The organism is Aquirufa sp. Wall-65K1 (assembly GCF_054558475.1).
In genome coordinates, this window is sequence record NZ_JBPXKD010000009.1 from 25,795 (window position 1) to 41,446 (window position 15,652).

General features: G+C 38.6%; 15 protein-coding genes. 10 read left to right on the forward strand and 5 right to left on the reverse strand.

Annotated features, from left to right (window positions below; genetic code table 11):
- Position 1 precedes the first annotated feature (1 nt).
- Positions 2–664 (forward strand): bifunctional 4-hydroxy-2-oxoglutarate aldolase/2-dehydro-3-deoxy-phosphogluconate aldolase, encoded by a 663-nt coding sequence (locus ACST15_RS12050; protein ID WP_459454911.1) that lies wholly within the window; start codon positions 2–4, stop codon positions 662–664.
- A 21-nt stretch (positions 665–685) separates the two neighbouring features.
- A complete protein-coding gene (locus tag ACST15_RS12055; RefSeq protein WP_459454912.1) occupies positions 686–1,963 on the forward strand; it encodes an MFS transporter in 1,278 nt (425 codons plus the stop codon).
- Positions 1,964–2,011: 48 nt separating this feature from the next.
- On the opposite strand, the gene coaBC is transcribed toward ACST15_RS12055, so the two are convergent.
- Positions 2,012–3,241: a bifunctional phosphopantothenoylcysteine decarboxylase/phosphopantothenate--cysteine ligase CoaBC gene (gene coaBC, locus ACST15_RS12060; protein WP_459454913.1), complete on the reverse strand. Its 1,230-nt coding sequence runs from the start codon at positions 3,239–3,241 to the stop codon at positions 2,012–2,014.
- Positions 3,242–3,271: 30 nt separating this feature from the next.
- Between coaBC and panC the strand changes: the two genes are divergently transcribed.
- Together panC and panB are read left to right on the forward strand one after the other, a co-directional pair.
- On the forward strand, positions 3,272–4,150 hold the full coding sequence (gene panC, locus ACST15_RS12065; RefSeq protein ID WP_459454914.1) for a pantoate--beta-alanine ligase: 879 nt from the start codon (positions 3,272–3,274) through the stop codon (positions 4,148–4,150).
- Entirely contained in the window at positions 4,128–4,943 is an 816-nt protein-coding gene (panB, locus tag ACST15_RS12070; protein WP_459454915.1) for a 3-methyl-2-oxobutanoate hydroxymethyltransferase, read from the forward strand. The genes panC and panB overlap by 23 nt, the downstream gene beginning before the upstream one ends.
- Here panB and panD read toward each other — a convergent pair.
- The gene (panD, locus tag ACST15_RS12075; RefSeq protein WP_459454916.1) at positions 4,940–5,290 is read right to left on the reverse strand and encodes an aspartate 1-decarboxylase; all 351 of its coding nucleotides are present in this window, start codon (positions 5,288–5,290) and stop codon (positions 4,940–4,942) included. The genes panB and panD overlap by 4 nt on opposite strands.
- A 69-nt stretch (positions 5,291–5,359) precedes the next feature.
- Between panD and ACST15_RS12080 the strand changes: the two genes are divergently transcribed.
- The 5 genes from ACST15_RS12080 (at position 5,360) to ACST15_RS12100 (ending at position 9,972) form a co-directional block, all read left to right on the forward strand.
- Positions 5,360–6,109, forward strand: a complete 750-nt coding sequence (locus tag ACST15_RS12080; protein ID WP_459454917.1) for a type III pantothenate kinase — start codon at positions 5,360–5,362, stop codon at positions 6,107–6,109.
- Between the two features lie 288 nt (positions 6,110–6,397).
- Positions 6,398–7,198 (forward strand): UDP-2,3-diacylglucosamine diphosphatase, encoded by an 801-nt coding sequence (locus ACST15_RS12085; protein WP_459454918.1) that lies wholly within the window; start codon positions 6,398–6,400, stop codon positions 7,196–7,198.
- A 1-nt stretch (position 7,199) separates the two neighbouring features.
- Positions 7,200–8,387 carry a glycosyltransferase family protein gene (locus ACST15_RS12090; protein WP_459454919.1) on the forward strand — a complete coding sequence of 396 codons (1,188 nt, stop codon included), beginning with the start codon at positions 7,200–7,202 and terminating at the stop codon, positions 8,385–8,387.
- Positions 8,388–8,470: 83 nt separating this feature from the next.
- The gene (locus tag ACST15_RS12095) at positions 8,471–8,863 is read left to right on the forward strand and encodes a DMT family transporter (protein ID WP_459454920.1); all 393 of its coding nucleotides are present in this window, start codon (positions 8,471–8,473) and stop codon (positions 8,861–8,863) included.
- Between the two features lie 41 nt (positions 8,864–8,904).
- Positions 8,905–9,972 carry an alkaline phosphatase gene (locus tag ACST15_RS12100; protein WP_459454921.1) on the forward strand — a complete coding sequence of 356 codons (1,068 nt, stop codon included), beginning with the start codon at positions 8,905–8,907 and terminating at the stop codon, positions 9,970–9,972.
- Here the strand turns inward: ACST15_RS12100 and ACST15_RS12105 are convergent.
- The 3 genes from ACST15_RS12105 to ACST15_RS12115 all read right to left on the reverse strand — a co-directional run bounded on the left by ACST15_RS12105 (position 9,963) and on the right by ACST15_RS12115 (position 14,868).
- The gene (locus ACST15_RS12105; protein ID WP_459454922.1) at positions 9,963–10,403 is read right to left on the reverse strand and encodes a GNAT family N-acetyltransferase; all 441 of its coding nucleotides are present in this window, start codon (positions 10,401–10,403) and stop codon (positions 9,963–9,965) included. The two genes, ACST15_RS12100 and ACST15_RS12105, sit on opposite strands and share 10 nt — an antisense overlap.
- Positions 10,404–10,684: 281 nt before the next feature.
- Positions 10,685–12,016 (reverse strand): T9SS C-terminal target domain-containing protein, encoded by a 1,332-nt coding sequence (locus ACST15_RS12110; protein WP_459454923.1) that lies wholly within the window; start codon positions 12,014–12,016, stop codon positions 10,685–10,687.
- 59 nt (positions 12,017–12,075) lie between these two features.
- The gene (locus ACST15_RS12115) at positions 12,076–14,868 is read right to left on the reverse strand and encodes a TonB-dependent receptor (protein ID WP_459454924.1); all 2,793 of its coding nucleotides are present in this window, start codon (positions 14,866–14,868) and stop codon (positions 12,076–12,078) included.
- A 302-nt stretch (positions 14,869–15,170) separates the two neighbouring features.
- Here ACST15_RS12115 and ACST15_RS12120 point away from each other — a divergent pair, with 302 nt between their 5' ends.
- The gene (locus tag ACST15_RS12120; protein WP_459454925.1) at positions 15,171–15,524 is read left to right on the forward strand and encodes a hypothetical protein; all 354 of its coding nucleotides are present in this window, start codon (positions 15,171–15,173) and stop codon (positions 15,522–15,524) included.
- Positions 15,525–15,652 lie beyond the last annotated feature (128 nt).

Sequence of the window (15,652 nt, forward strand, 5' to 3'; positions counted from 1 at the left end):
CATGGCAAGAAATTCTTCCGAAGTTGTATACCAACGCATTCAAGAGACACCCATTGTCCCATTATTTTTTAATGCTGATTTATCCATCGCAACTAGCGTATTAAAGGCTTGTTATGATGGAGGAATCCGTGTTTTTGAATTTACCAATCGTGGTAAAGAGGCTCCTTATATTTTTGCGAAAGCCATGGAATATGTGGAAAAGGAATGCCCTGATTTAGTCTTGGGAATTGGAACAATTTACGATGCCAAGCAGGCGAATGAATTCATTCAAATGGGAGCTGATTTTATGTTACAGCCTTTCACGACAGAAGCGGTTGGTGAGGTTTGTGGTAAACATGATATTCCATGGATGCCTGGAGCTATGACCCTAACTGAAATTCGTCAAGCTGAAATATGGGGAGCCAAAATTGTTAAAATATTCCCAGGTAATGTGGTGGGTCCAGCTTTTGTGAAGGCGTTGAAAGGCCCTATGCCTAATACCCAAATCATGGTAACTGGTGGAGTAGAGCCAAATAAAGAGAGCTTGAGCACGTGGTTTAATGCAGGTGCTGCTGCGGTAGGTATGGGATCTCAATTATTCCCGGCAGATTTGATTGCTAAAAAAGATTATCAAGCTATAGAACAAATGATTGCCCAATTAATAACAACTTACCGGGAACTGTAACCCAAACAAAACCTCATACTTATGGAAATAGGAAAATACCGTTGGAAAATTTGCGCATTGCTTTTCTTTGCCACGACCATCAACTACCTCGATAGGCAGGTGATTGGTTTATTAAAGCCGGTTCTGGAAGATCAATTCAATTGGTCAGAGACCGATTATTCCAACATTGTCATTACATTCCAAGCGGCTTATGCTATCAGCTTACTCGGTTTTGGTGGTATTATTGACCGTATCGGAACAAAATTAGGCTATTCGATTTCCATTGTAGTTTGGAGTATAGCGGCCATGTTACATGCATTGGCAACTGGGACCATGAGCTTTGCCTTCATGCGCGGATTATTAGGTTTGGGAGAAGCAGGTAACTTTCCTGCCGCAATCAAAACCGTAGCGGAATGGTTTCCTAAAAATGAAAGAGCTTTGGCCACGGGAATATTTAATTCGGGTGCCAACATCGGTGCAGTAGCAGCCCCCATTTTAGTGCCTTGGATTTTAGGCGTTTATGGTTGGGAGATGGCATTTATCGCGACAGGAGCAATTGGATTTATCTGGTTGATTTTTTGGTGGTTATACTATGAAGTTCCGTCCAAGCACAAAGAATTATCAAAAGCAGAATTTGATTATATACACGCAGATAAAGAAGAGAAAGACGAGAATCAAGAGCCAGTTAAATGGGCAAGGTTATTTGGCTTCCGCCAAACTTGGGCATTTTTCTTTGGGAAAATGTTAACAGATCCAATCTGGTGGTTTTTCCTTTTCTGGTTACCTTCTTATTTCTCCGAGCGTTTCCAATTAGACTTAAAAAAACCAAGTTTGGAATTGATCATCGTTTATACAGCTACCACGGTAGGTAGTATTGGGGGTGGATGGTTATCCGGAAAATTAATTAACCTAGGCTGGCCTTCATTTCGTGCAAGAAAAATCACCATGCTTGGTTTTGCCTTAGCCGTAGTACCTATTATGTTAGCCCGCTATTGCGATAATATTTGGCAGGCCGTGGCCTTAATATCCTTGGCTGCAGCTTCTCATCAGGCTTGGAGTGCCAATATTTATTCGATCGCCACAGACATGTTCCCAAAGAAAGCTGTTAGCTCAGTGATTGGAATAGGTGGAATGGCTGGATCCGTGGGGGGTATTTTCTTCCCAATGATTGTCGGATCCTTATTAGATAAATATAAGTTATTAGGTAATATCAATGATGGTTATAATATCATCTTCTTACTTTGTGGAAGCGCCTATGTATTGGCTTGGTTAATCATTTATTCATTGGCCCCTAAATTGGAAACGGCTAATATAGACTAATCCAAAATAAATTTCATCAAGCGTGCTGAGCTTATCGGCACGCTTTTTTTATGTCCATTTTTGGAACAAATCCACTAGGTCATGAGCCAGTTCATCCTTGTGTTTTAAGCCAAAGGAATAGGTCTCTCCTAAGGCTGTATAAACAGTAACTTGATTCGTATTTGTGCCAAATCCTGCACCAGGCACCTTTAAGGAATTTAATACGATGGCATCTATTTTTTTACGATGAAGTTTTTCTAGGGCGTTTGCCTCCTCATTTTCTGTTTCCAGAGCAAAACCTATCAAATGCTGATCGGGCCGTTTTTGGGATCCCAAAGTTGCCAAAATATCATGGGTCTTTTCTAAATTTATCGTTAAGGTATTTTCCTTTTTCTTGATTTTCTCCTCAGCCCTGTTTGCTGGTCGATAGTCTGCTACCGCAGCTGCCATGACAGTCCAATCAGAAGAAGGAAATTCTCGTAAGCAAGCCTCTTCCATTTCCTTGGCAGAAGTAACAGGAATCCATTGAATACCTGAAAAGGTTGGTTTCAAAGCCATTGGACCCGCAATGACGGTCACCTCCGCGCCTTGTAAATAAAAAGCCTCCGCCAAGGCAATACCCATTTTCCCAGAAGAGTGGTTGGATATATACCGAACAGGATCAATGGCCTCTTGGGTAGGCCCTGCACTTATCAATACCTTTTTCCCTTGCCATCCCCTACCCCTACCTATATTTTCAATTAAAGCAGCTACTATCTCTTCCGGTTCAGCCATTCGACCTTCTCCATGTAAACCACTGGCTAAAAAACCTGTATTTACAGATAGAATTTGATTCCCAAAGGATTGTAGCTTCGCCAGATTTTGCTGGGTGGAAGGATGTTTATACATGTCCTCATCCATGGCAGGCGCAATGAAGATAGGACAACGGGCAGATAAATAAGTAGCCAAAACGATGTTGTCACAAAGGCCATTGGCCATTTTACCTATGGTATGACATGTAGCAGGGGCAATGACATAAGCATCTGCCCAAAGGCCTAATTCCACATGATTATTCCAAACATTATTTTCATGAAAATCAATCCAAACGGGATGATTGGAAAAGGTAGATAAGACCAAAGGTGAAACAAAATCTTTAGCAGATTGCGACATTACTACACGTACCTCAGCCCCATTTTTTTTCAAAAGACGAACTAACAGTATGGCTTTATAGGCAGCAATACTGGCACTAATTCCTACAATGATTTTTTTACCCTGTAACATAGCATTGGAAAAGGTCGGCAAGTAACGAAATTTGCTCAAAATAAGGTAATTTTAAGCCCAAATTTGACCATGAAGATATTTGAAACAAAACTAGCCCTGCAAGATTTCATCGATGAATGTCGGTCGAAAAACGCTAGCATTGGATTCGTTCCTACCATGGGAGCATTGCATGAGGGGCATATGTCACTTATCAAAAAATCCAAAGAAAGCGGAGCTATTACGGTGTGCAGTATTTTTGTAAATCCAACCCAATTCAATGACCCAAAGGATTTTGAAAAATATCCCAAAACGATTCAAGAAGACTTAGAAAAGCTTGAAATAGCGGGTTGTGAGCTTGTTTTTCTCCCTAGCGTAGCCGAGATGTATCCACAAGGAATGAATCAATTGCCCCAATATCCATTAGGTCGATTGGAGGAACTGTGGGAAGGAGCTCATCGTCCAGGACATTTTCAAGGAGTTTGTGTGATTGTTCATCGCCTGTTAGAAGCGGTTCGTCCGGATATTCTGTTTATGGGAAGTAAGGATTTTCAACAAGTAGCAGTCATCCAACACTTAATAGCAAACTATTCATTTGAACCGCCAATAAAATTGATCTCCTGCGAAACCATTCGTGAGGCCAGTGGATTAGCCATGAGTAGTAGAAATGTCCGACTTAGTGAGGAACAAAAAAAACAGGCACTAGCTATTTATCAAGGCTTTGATATTATTCGAACCGCTTTGGCAAAGCAAGCGCAAGTAAGTATCGCTACCTTGGAGAAAAACTTTGAGCAACAACTACTTGATGCGGGATTTGACTCGGTAGATTATATTGCTTTTGCTGACCCTAACACATTAGAACCAATTACTGATCTCTCTCAAACCTTTGTTGTTTTAGTAGCTGCCTTTATCGGGGGTGTTCGCCTAATCGACAATCAACTATTTACTCATGAGCTATTTAAAAGAGTTTAAAAAAATCACCACACAAAGTCTTCAAATCATGAAAAAGCAAGGAGAGAAAATCTCCATGCTGACCTGTTATGATTTTTCTATGGCCAAACTTTTGGATCAATCAGGGGTGGATGTTTTACTGGTGGGCGACAGTGCCAGCAATGTAATGGCTGGACATGAAACAACTTTACCCATTACATTGGAACAAATGATTTATCATGCTCAATGTGTAGTTAGAGGTACAGATAGGGCATTGGTGTTGGTGGATTTGCCCTTTGGTTCCTATCAATCCAATAGTGAAATTGCATTGTCCTCAGCTATTCGAATCATGAAAGAAACGGGAGCACATGCCATAAAGTTAGAAGGGGGTCAAGAAGTGATTGAAAGCATCAAAAAAATTGTGAAGGCCGGAATACCTGTCATGGGGCACCTTGGTTTAACGCCACAAAGTATCTATCAATTTGGTTCTTATGGGGTTAGGGCCAAGGAAGAAGATGAAGCAAATTTATTAATAGAAGAAGCCAAAATGCTAGAAGAAGCAGGTTGTTTTGGCCTTGTATTAGAAAAAATACCAGCTGCATTAGCGAGGCAAGTGAGTGAAAGTTTACATATCCCCACCATAGGCATAGGGGCTGGAAAACATTGCGATGGGCAAGTATTGGTTATGCATGATATGTTGGGAATCAACACCGAGTTTAAACCCAGGTTTTTGCGCCGTTATTTAAATTTGGGAGAATTAATCCCCCAAGCTGTGAAAAACTATGTCGCGGATGTAAAAAACCAAGATTTCCCGAATGAGGCAGAGTCCTATTAAGCTAAACGATTTTGGGCGTTAGGAAACACAACGGTTGGCTGAAAGGTTTTTGCGGCTTCAAAGTCCATCAAGGCATATGAAATAATGATGACTATATCCCCCACAACCGCTTTTCTGGCTGCAGGACCATTAAGGCAAATGATACCGGAGCCTCGTTCCCCTTTTATCAAATAGGTTTCAATTCGTTCTCCATTATTGACATTGACTACTTGAATTTTTTCATGTTCCAGCATGTTAGCAGCATCCATTAGGTCTGCATCCATGGTTAAACTTCCTACATAGTCAATATTGGCTTCTGTAACGGTGGCACGATGCACCTTTGATTTTAATATTTGTATTTGATACACCTTGTTGGTTTTTGAGAGTGTGCAAATTTACGAAAAAGAAATATTTAACTTTGTTAACTAATCAAATGAATGATGGTACTTTGCTTGGATTTCGGTAATTCTTCTTTAAAATATGTGTGGTTTGAGGCTGAGAAAATAAGGCACACGGGAACCATAGCAGTAGCTAATAAGGAATCAATATCAAATATTTGCCAAGGCCACAAAATCGAGTCCATCATTTTAAGTAGCGTCATAGATGTTCCTGCTGACCTAGTTAATTTCTTAAAGAGGATCGCTCCATTTCACCAGCTTAATGCTTCTTCATCTAGTTTGGTTAATTATTCTAAATATGATAAGTCGACCTTGGGGGTGGACCGTATAGCATTGGCAGAAGGGGCCCACATGCTTTATCCAGATCAGGCACATATGACAATTTGTTTGGGAACCTGCATCACTTATAATTGGGTCCTTGATGGTTTTTTTACATCAGGGGCAATAAGTCCTGGGCTGATGATGAGGGCAAAATCCATGCATGATTATACGGCTCATTTACCTATGATTAGCCCTCAAATGGACTTCCCCCTATTGGCTAACTCGACCTACGGGAATTTATTGGCTGGTACGATGTTTGGGATGTTATTAGAAATTCAAGGTTATATTACAGAAATAAGAAAAATCAAACCTTCCGCTAAAATTCTCCTTTGTGGCGGCGATGCCCCTTACTTTATTGAACGACTTAAAGGATTAGGTGTTCAATATGAGGCTAACCTAATTTGGAAAGGTTTAGCGGGATTGGGGAAATTAAATTTAGGGCTTTCCAGCAACGCTGTCAAGGTTTAAAACCTTGACAGCGTTAGGCAAATCTACTATTTTTCAATTCATATTCACTCCAGTTTGTTGATAAAATCAACTATTAAACCGGTAGTTTATTTTATTAAAAAATTACCAATAAACAGATTGGATTAGATGTTTAAAAAAGCAAAATTGGCTTGAGGGAACCAACGCTGTCAAGGTTTAAAACCTTGACAGCGTTAAGAATTTTAAGCTAACATTTAACCAAAGCTTAACTCCCTCCTAACATAAGCCTCTGCCAATCCACGTAGTTTTGATACAGAAAAACTACGCAATATGAGCGTTTCCTACCAACCCACTTACAAGACCATCGTTATTTCCGATTTACATTTAGGAAGTAAGGGTGCCAAGGCCAAAGAGGTTAACGAATTCTTAAAGGCCTATTCCTGCCACCAACTCATTCTTAATGGGGATATCATAGATGGCTGGCAATTAAAAAAAGGAGGCGAATGGAAGAAAAAACATACCGGGTTCTTCCGGGCCGTATTGAAAATGATGGATAAGTGGGATACGGAGGTAATATATCTTAGAGGTAATCATGATGATTTTTTAGACCAAATAATTCCCTTAAAAATTGGAAAACAGTTTTCCATTCGCCGAGACTATACCCTAAAATCATTTGGGAAAAAATACTTTATCACACATGGCGACATATTTGATAGTATCACTAGCCAAATGAAGTGGCTTGCCTATTTAGGAGACATTGGATATACTTTTTTATTATGGGTAAATAAATGGTACAATTACCACCGTCAAAGACAAGGCAAGCCCTATTATTCATTGTCACAGACCATCAAACAAAAGGTTAAAGCAGCCGTCAATTTCATCTCCGATTTTGAGGAAAAACTCGTCGAACTAGCCATTGCCCAAGAGGCAGATGGTATTATCTGTGGGCATATTCATAAAGCAGAAATCAAACAAATCAACGGGATTTCCTATATGAATTCCGGGGATTGGGTTGAATCATTAAGCGCCTTGGTAGAGACACATCAAGGAGAATGGCTTCTACTTCAGTATCCTGATTTTGATTTAAAATCAGAATTAAAAGAAATCTTACATGATCAAATGACCCTCTAATATGGGAAAGTTTATATTTACGGTTCAAGGGGAAGGAAGAGGTCATCTGACCCAAGCCATTTCACTAAGTCAAATCGCTCAAGAGGCGGGTCACGAAATCATTGCTTACGCGGTGGGATCTACTAACATGCGTACTATCCCCCGTTTTTTTACGGATTTCATTGGGGACAAACCCCTTTTGCAATATGAAAGCCCTTCGCTTTGTTATGGAAATGGGAAAGCGGTTCAAGTGGGAAAAACAGCCCTACAAGCATTTCTTAAATTTAGAACTTATTGGAAAAGTGCCAGTGAATTAGCCGCATTTATTGAGCAATACCAACCAGATGGCATTGTCAACTTTTACGAATCCATTACCGGATTATATCAATGGAGAAACAGGTCTAAAATGCCCTGTATGTCCATTGGGCATCAATATTTATTATTAAATCGCCATTTTGAGAGTATCCCTGAAAAAAAATTAGACCAATTTTTCCTGAATTTAAATACTCAAATTACAGCGATTGGTTCCAAGAAAAAACTAGGTCTTTCCTTTCTTCCTTTAGAAAATGACCCACAAAGAAATATCGAAGTTATACCCCCACTGCTAAGGAAAGAAGTAAAAGATTTGCAGGCAAAACAAGGGGGAAATTGGTTAGCATATCTGACACACTATCGATTAGCCGAAGATATCATGTCTTGGTCTATACAAAATCCAGCTATTAGGTTAGATTGTTTTTGGGATCATCCAAAACACAAAGAAGTATATCAATTTTCGGAAAATTTAACCTTTCATCCCATCAATGCGGAAAAGTATCTAGAAAAAATGTCCGAATGCGCTGGTCTAATTTCTACTGCGGGCTTCGAATCGATTGCTGAGGCTATGTATTTAACCAAACCAACCATGATGGTTCCTGTTCCCAACCATATCGAACAGATGATCAATGCCTTTGACGCATCTAATGCAGGAGCTGGAATAGCCACTAAAACATTCGACTTAAATCAATTCAAAAATTATCAACAAAAGCATCATACCGATTACACCAACTATCAAAATTGGATTCAAGAATCTCCCCGATTAATGGACTTTCATTTGAGAGAACTTATTCAATCTAGCCCAGTTCAAAAAGGTGATTGGAAGTCTATTTTTTCGAAGCGAATCAATTGGACTTTGCCTAAAAATAATGGTGGGCTTTCCTTTCCTAGGGCCTAAAATCAGGCAACTCTTCTGCTTAAAAATAGAATTTCTAGGCTAAAGCTTAGTTATTGGTATTCGATTTTAGGAACTTTACCCTATTGTCTACATCCCATATGATTAAACCTTGGATTTACCTATTAATCGCTTCCATTTTTGAAACAGGATGGACTTTTTCATTAAAGTACATGAGCTTTGGAAGGTTGAAAGATGCTTTTCAACAGTATCCCCTTTGGTCTAAAGGCTTTGGAGTTGAGTTCTTCCCTTTACTTGGTTATATATTTTTTGGTGTAGCCAACATTTATTGCTTGTCGGTAGCATTTAAAGATATTCCAACCGCAACTGCCTTAGCCGTTTGGACGGCATGTTCCCTGATTTTAGTCAAGCTGTTTGATGTGTTTTATTTTAAAACTCCTACCAACCTCACGGAGGTATTTTTCATGAGTTTAATTGTAATAGGCATCATTGGCTTAAAAAAATTTGCGGCCAGTTGATCTACATTTAAATTATTTTAAATTTTTACCCTATTTAGCGTATGAAAAAAATATATTTCCTTTTCTCCTTAATTTTTCTCTCAACTACATTATTGGGGCAAAAACCTCGTATTAAAAACATTATTTTTTTAATTGGAGATGGAATGGGCGTTAGTCAAATTTATGCTGGCCTAACCGCTAATAAAGGTCATCTGGCATTAGAAAGAATTCGACATATTGGATTTCATAAAAACCAAGCTAGTGATAATTATGTGACGGATTCAGCAGCTGGAGCATCGGCCTTTTCAACGGGAAAAAAAACCTATAATGGCGCTATTGGTGTGGATGCCACTCAAACTCCTCAGGTAACGCTTTTGGAATTGGCAGAGAAAAAAGGGCTCGCCACCGGTTTGGTCAGTACGGCAGATATTACCGATGCTACCCCAGCCGCCTTCATAGCACATCAAATCAAGCGGAACATGCATGATGAAATTGCCAAAGATTTTCTAAAAACCGATGTGGAAATAGTCGTAGGAGGCGGTAGAAAAAGCTTTGACCAAAGAAAAGATGGACAAAATTTACTGGATTCACTCAAAGCTAAAAAATACCAAATCGTGGAAACTATAGCTGAAATGAATCAGATTAAAAAAGGGAAGTTTTACTACCTCTATGCACCTGGAGATCCTATTAAATTCAGTGAAGGTAGAGGTGAGGTCTTATTGGATGCGACTAAAAAATCCTTGGAATTGCTTTCTAAGAACAAAAAAGGATTTTTTGTGATGATTGAAGGTGGGCAAATTGATTGGGGTGGCCATGCCAATGATGCCAATTATGCTGTCACAGAAATGGTCGATTTCAATAAGAGTATTGCAGCAGCCTTAGATTTTGCGGAAAAAGATAAAGAAACCTTGGTAGTCATAACTGCGGATCATGAAACTGGAGGCATGGCACTACTCGGTGGGGACATGACAACTGGCGAGGTAAAAGCCTCTTTTATTACGAAAGGACATACCGGACAAATGGTGCCAGTATTTGCTTTTGGTCCAGGTTCAGAGGTTTTTCAAGGTATTTACCAGAATACAGCCATTTTTGACAAAATGAAAGCCGCTTTACGCCTATCTCAAAAATAGATCGTAAACTTTTCATGTGAATTTTTAAAGCCCATTGCTTCATAAAAAGCATGGGCTTTTTTTCTTCGTTTATTCGAGGTCACTTCAATCGATTTCACGTCCTTGTCCTTCAGCTCAGATTGAAGCGCCTCAATTAACAAGCTCCCCAATCCTCTACCTTGATAACTGGCAGTAACTATCAATTCTTGAATTTCATACACCATTCCCTCATGATGCAATAGGTTTTGTCCTATTGCGCTTAAAAATCCTAAAACAGATTTAGTTGAATTTTCAATAACTAATAAAATAATATTACTGTTGATTAAATATCCTTCTAAAATTTGTTGAAATACAATTGGATTAAATTGCCTATTCTCTAATTCCTCTAACAATGATAAAATTTCCCTCGCATCCTCCAATGTACCTCTCCTAATTAGAAATTCTCCTTTCATATGTTTACAATTTTTGTAAACATACTAATCTTCAATTAATTAAGACTTTTAATTTTCAGAATCCCCACTCAGAAAGGTACAGTTTACCAAGAAATTGATACAATAGTCTAAATAATAAATCGTTCTGTCTGCGCCCAGCTACGCAACGCTGTCAAGGTTCCAAACCTTGCCAGCGTTAAGAAAGCGCAGGCAGTTTTTCTATAATTCCCTATTACTCCAATAAACAAGAAATGCCGAAAGGAATCCTTTCGGCATTTTCTGAATTACACCAATATAAAATCTTAGTAATCTGTATTTTGTGGATCCCAATTTGTCCAACCCTCAGTCCAATCTGTAGTTCCAAAGGCTCCAATATTAGTATTTGCCTCAAAACCAGCAGGTAAGCTAACTCCCGCTCCCAATAATTTAGAAGTGGATGTCAAGGCTAAACTTGGCTTTCCTTGTAGACGATTATAGCCCGCTGTTAAACCTAAGGTTTCTGCTGCTACACCAAACTGGTTTTTGCGTGATGCATCTTTCAACAAAGTTTCATCACCAGTTACGATAGGCTTCAACATGCCTGTTACTACTAATCCTGAAAGAACATTCTTACCAGTTACAAAATTATTTTGAGACGCAGTACCCTCTAACTCTAAACCACCTTTAGCTACCCATCCACCTACAAACAAACTATTAATAACTGAAATAGCTGAATTTCTTCTAATTCGCATAGCTGAACGATATTTTTTATCAACCGTTCCATCAGCAATAAACGCACTCACATTGGCAAACTTGGCACTTGTCTGAGGCGTAGCATCTGATCCTGCCGCATCATTATCTGATTCAAATGCATTACTATCTGAGCAAGAACATTGATCCGCTACTTGTGGGTCACGAATGGATAAAGCATATTGAACATTACCACTATATCCCCAGTCCGTATCAAAATCATCATCTAAATTTCTATAGGACACCAAGTGCTTTGCGTTTACATTACCGCCAAACCACTCAAATGCATCATCTCCATTGTATGAAACCTGTACATAATCTATCTCCGTTCCTGATCCTACTCCGCCTAAAGTCAATCCATTGATTTCCTTATCTGTTTCAAAGGCAATTCCAGCAAATTCAATACGTACATATTTTAAAACACCTGAATTATCCGTATCAACTGTTCCTCCAAATGTAGACACGTTTTCTCCCTCAATCGTTGCTGGCGTTTTATTCACACGTGCATTGCCCAACATAATTAAACCACCCCAATCACCATAATTTCTAGAACCTTTTGCCTGTGCCGAAGTAAATACGATAGGCTTAGCTGCCGTTCCTCTAGCAATTAATTTAGCTCCTGGTTTAATAATTAAGGTACCTTTAGTGATTTTATCCCCCAAGATAATGGTACCTGGCTCTACCGTTAAAATCGCACCAGATTCTACATATACGAATCCTTTTAACAAATATTTTTCAGACTCTTTCCAAGTAGTATTAGCTGTGATTTTTCCTGTAACCTCCACTACCTTGCGGTTTGTAGGGGCAGGGACTGTAATTTCTACCTCTGAATCGTTTTTTGTACAAGCCGACAATCCTATGGCAGCTGTAAGCAAACAAGCGAAAATGACACGTAATTTTTGCATGAATTTGTTTATTATATGTTTTTAATTGTTACTACTTATCATTTTTCCTTGTGCCCTCACTAAAACTTCATGGTAATTCCCATGGTAAAATAGCTACCACGGTGATACTCTTGGTATACACCATCCTTGTCAGAAATTTCACCATCGCGGTTAGTATCCTGCACTAAAGAAAACTTCTGGTTTAATAAATCTTGAATCGCCAATTTAAAATCAATCTTTTGTGTCAATGCTTTCGTAATATTGATATCAACCACATTTCTAGGCATTTCATAAATGTCCGCCGACAATTGACTATCACCAATGACGAAGATTCGCTTACCAATCACATTATATAATACATTGGCCTGCCATCCTTTATCCGCATTCTCATAAAATATACCTGCATTAATTAAATAAGGCGACTGGCCCTGAAGATTACGGTTCAACATATTGTCAGACTGTCCCGCACGAACATTACTATTGATCAATGCTGCGTTGAATAATGCTACCCAATTCGGTGCTAATTGCTTTCTAATTTCTAATTCCACTCCAGTACTAGTAGCCTCTGTCGCATTATCTACTGTAAAGGCCACTGTACTACCATTGTAGAATACCTTTGACTCAATAGGATTCAAGAACTTTTTGTAAAATACCGCTACTGAAATCAGTTCTGATTTAGACGGATATAGTTCATATCTTACATCAAAATTATTGATAGTCGCATTTAATAATTTTGTCTTATCAGCTCTTGGGATAAATCCAGTACGAGTAACATCGTACACGAAGTCATAGTAAGTAAATGGCGCTAACTCGCGAAATTCCGGGCGGTTTACCGTAGAGCTATAAGCAAAACGTAATAAGTTTTTTGTAGTAAAGTTATAGGCCACGTTCAACGATGGAAGTGGACTAAATACCGGATTTGTTACTTTAATTGGCACCCCTGAACCTCTTTCTTTACTTTGCAATTCTTGGTTATTATACTCTCCTCTTAAACCGATAGTTGCATTTAATTTATCCCCAATCGGTAAATACAATTGAGTATAAGCAGCTCCAAAAGTATTTTGCGCAGTATATTTATCTTCAAAGTTAGTTCCTACTCCATAGTAGATGGAGTTCCCTCCTAAATTACTTGGGTTAAAGAAGCTAGCAGGATCTTGTTTCAATAATGAATTATCTGAGGACAAACGATTGGGATTAGTAATACCATACCAACGGTTTGAAAATGCTCTCTCTTTGTATTCGGTATAAATACCCGCACGGAAAGTCGTTCTTAATTTTTCGTCTTCATTTTCCTTCAGAATACGTTCAAAATCTACCCTTGTGGTGTAAATAAACTCCTCTACCTGAGAGAATGAACGAGCTGATTGCTGTAAAGTAGGGCTGTCTGATTGCTGTAAATCAAAGGTAAATGGACCCGTAGAATTTCTCTCTCTACTTCTCGTATATCTTCTGTAATCAGGCTCTGTTCTATAAGTATATCCTAAACCTGTGATCCATTTCAATTTACTAGTTGCCGACAATTCATGTGTTCCACTCAACTGGCCAGAATAGATGGATCGTTGCTCGTAGCGGAATGAGGCATTATTCAAATCAACGTTCTCATTATAACCATTACGGAAAACTGTTTCTTTAATTCCTATTTGGTTGAATAAATTGCGGAACTCTAACTTATTGTTCGGATTTAAAATCAAGGCCCAATTGGACATCATACCAATTCGAACATTTTGCGACAAAGATTGATCCTGGTAATATTTCTCTGTATCTCCCAAGAAAGTAAATCTTCTCTGCTGCATCTGGAAGGCCTGATTGGTATTGGAATAATTCACATACGAAAAGTTCGTCAGCTCCTTATCTCCCATAAACCAGCGGTGAGCAAAATTTAAATTTCCCCTAAAATCAGGTAATACGTTTTTATCTTCTACTTGATAAAAGGCAGGTAAATTTCTAAAGTGCGAAATAACGGCTTCCGTATTTCCCGCTGTAGCAATACTATTTCTGGATGGGAATCCCGCTGGCAACTGACGTCCGCCATCATCATATCCTAACCAATCTGTTTTACCTCCTACATAAGACATGGCCTTTTGTGCTGTTGTTCCTGAGCGATAACTCGTAGAAAAGCTAGCCGAAAATGAATTACCATCTGGAACCGTTTTGGTATAAATCTTGATGGCTCCTCCACCTAAATCACCCGGCAAATCAGAAGATGCTGATTTAAAAATCAACATACGATCGATGATTGAACTAGGAATTAAATCAAATGAAAAAGCCTTCGAATCTACCTCCGTGGATGGAGTAATGATATCATTTACCAGTACCGTGTTATAACGTTCATTTAAACCTCTAACCACCACAAATCTTTCATCGAATATTGAAACACCAGGAATTCTACGAACCACCGCAGAGGCATCTCTATCTTGTGTTTTTTGAATCTGCTGTCCTGAAATACCCACCGCAATTTGCTGCAATTGTCTCGTTTCAGTTAATACTGCTACTTCCGATGTAGTAATTTTTTGAGCCTTAACCACGACGTTGGCTAGGGTTTTATTGTCCTCTTGTAAGGAAACCGTAATGATGGTCTCTTTTCCTGACTCAACACGAACATTAGGAATTTGTTGAGATTGGTATCCCACCGAACTAACCACCAATTTATAAATTCCCGCAGGAACTGATGTTAATTCAAAATTTCCTTCAATACCCGTACTAGCTCCTATGGTCAACCCTTCTAGACGAATGGTTGCTCCAATAACCGGCTCCTTAGAAACAGGGTCTGAAATAGTCCCTTTAATCTTTCCTACTTGGCCAAAAGTATGGCCAAAAGACGCCAACGATACAAAAACGATTAATAAACTTCTAAATAATTGGTGCGTATTCATTTGCATTTATATTGATTACGGCACAAAATTACCTGCATTCAATAGGCTCATGGTTAACACGGTATTATCTATATGTTTCCTTATTGTTAAATAATTCCAAAAAATTTAACGATTTCGTAACATTGAAAATAAAATATAACTATTCAGAGAAATATAATTTTTTTAATAGGAATTTTCTAAAAAAAGTGAAATTTTTTGCCCTATTAATTTGGAGTTAACATGAAAAGTCTAGTTTTGACCCAACAAACGGAAATACTCCGCCTAAGAATTTATTAATCAAGCATTTAACATTAATCAACATTATGAAAAATTTCATCACCAAAAACGCCTTAGCCGCTTTCGTCGTAGCCGCGATTCTGTCTGTTTCGTCTGCCAATGCCGCAGAATTTGCACTTCCTGTCAGTATTGACCAAGTAGGTAAATTAAAATTCCTAGTTAGTTCAGAAAATAATTCGCCCTTGTTCGTTGTCATCTATGATGAGGACAATAACCAAATAAGCCGAGAATCACTTAGTGCCAAGAAATTATTTAATTTTTCCAACCTAAATGACGGCCTCTATAAAATGGTTATTCTTGATTCACGTAAAAACATCATCAAATCCAAGACCTTCAATATTTTAACTGAAACCCGAAGAGATTTGATTGCCATCCAGTAAGCAAAATCATCCCAAACCGAAAAAGGCGCTGCGGCGCCTTTTTTTGTTTTCATCCAAAATACCCTCCCAAAAAATAAGTTATAATACCAAGGCCCTGCTCAAAAATTCGTAAATTTAATTTCTGTTTT

Excerpts from the sequence above, each read along its gene's own strand:
- panC (WP_459454914.1), top strand. The coding sequence starts at position 3,272 with ATGAAGATATTTGAAACAAAACTAGCCCTGCAAGATTTCATCGATGAA.
- ACST15_RS12110 (WP_459454923.1), bottom strand. The coding sequence starts at position 12,016 with ATGCAAAAATTACGTGTCATTTTCGCTTGTTTGCTTACAGCTGCCATA.
- ACST15_RS12115 (WP_459454924.1), bottom strand. The coding sequence starts at position 14,868 with ATGAATACGCACCAATTATTTAGAAGTTTATTAATCGTTTTTGTATCG.
- ACST15_RS12055 (WP_459454912.1), top strand. The coding sequence starts at position 686 with ATGGAAATAGGAAAATACCGTTGGAAAATTTGCGCATTGCTTTTCTTT.
- ACST15_RS12105 (WP_459454922.1), bottom strand. The coding sequence starts at position 10,403 with ATGAAAGGAGAATTTCTAATTAGGAGAGGTACATTGGAGGATGCGAGG.
- panB (WP_459454915.1), top strand. The coding sequence starts at position 4,128 with ATGAGCTATTTAAAAGAGTTTAAAAAAATCACCACACAAAGTCTTCAA.
- ACST15_RS12090 (WP_459454919.1), top strand. The coding sequence starts at position 7,200 with ATGGGAAAGTTTATATTTACGGTTCAAGGGGAAGGAAGAGGTCATCTG.
- ACST15_RS12085 (WP_459454918.1), top strand. The coding sequence starts at position 6,398 with ATGAGCGTTTCCTACCAACCCACTTACAAGACCATCGTTATTTCCGAT.
- ACST15_RS12050 (WP_459454911.1), top strand. The coding sequence starts at position 2 with ATGGCAAGAAATTCTTCCGAAGTTGTATACCAACGCATTCAAGAGACA.
- ACST15_RS12080 (WP_459454917.1), top strand. The coding sequence starts at position 5,360 with ATGATGGTACTTTGCTTGGATTTCGGTAATTCTTCTTTAAAATATGTG.
- ACST15_RS12120 (WP_459454925.1), top strand. The coding sequence starts at position 15,171 with ATGAAAAATTTCATCACCAAAAACGCCTTAGCCGCTTTCGTCGTAGCC.
- ACST15_RS12100 (WP_459454921.1), top strand. The coding sequence starts at position 8,905 with ATGAAAAAAATATATTTCCTTTTCTCCTTAATTTTTCTCTCAACTACA.